At 64.2% G+C, this 522-nt stretch carries 1 pseudogene; it reads right to left on the bottom strand.

Features of this window, described 5'->3' with window-relative positions:
* Window positions 1-440: pseudogene (locus RISW2_RS23150) on the bottom strand (ATP-binding protein); the annotation flags it as partial.
* Window positions 441-522 lie beyond the last annotated feature (82 nt).

Below are 522 nucleotides of genomic sequence, written 5' to 3'. Positions count from 1 at the left end.
CCTGCCGGTCGGCGCGAGCTTCGGCGTCGAGCTTGTTCATCAGGTCCACCACGTTGAAGAACCGACCGCGGGCGCCGCTGCGGATGCAGGCTCGCGCAATGGCGACCGCGAGATGGGACTGTGCCGCCGATCAGCACGACGTTGCGCTGGTGCTCGAGGAAGTCTCCGCCAGCGAGATCTCGCACCAGCGTCTCGTTGACCGGCGTATCGGCGAACTCGAACTCGTCGATCTCCTTGGCCAGCGGCACCTTGGCGATCGTCATCTGGTATTTGATCGAGCGTGCCTGCTTCTCACTGATCTCTGCGTGCAGCAGGTCGCCCACGATCTTCTGTGGCTCGTGCTGGCGTTTCCCCGCGGTGGCGATGATCTCGTCATAGGCGGCCTTCATGCCGTAGAGCTTGAGCTGGCCCATCGCATCCAGCACCTGCGATCTTTCCATGGTCGGGTCTCCTGAGGCTGTCGCATCTGGCGCAATCAGCGGCAGGCTCGCAGCTCAGGCGCAGCGCCTCCGGTGTCGCGAT

The sequence above is a fragment of the Roseivivax isoporae LMG 25204 genome (genome assembly GCF_000521865.1).
Classification (GTDB): domain Bacteria; phylum Pseudomonadota; class Alphaproteobacteria; order Rhodobacterales; family Rhodobacteraceae; genus Roseivivax; species Roseivivax isoporae.
The sequence above is the reverse complement of the archived record's forward strand: the minus strand, read 5'-3'. Positions and strand labels throughout refer to the sequence as shown.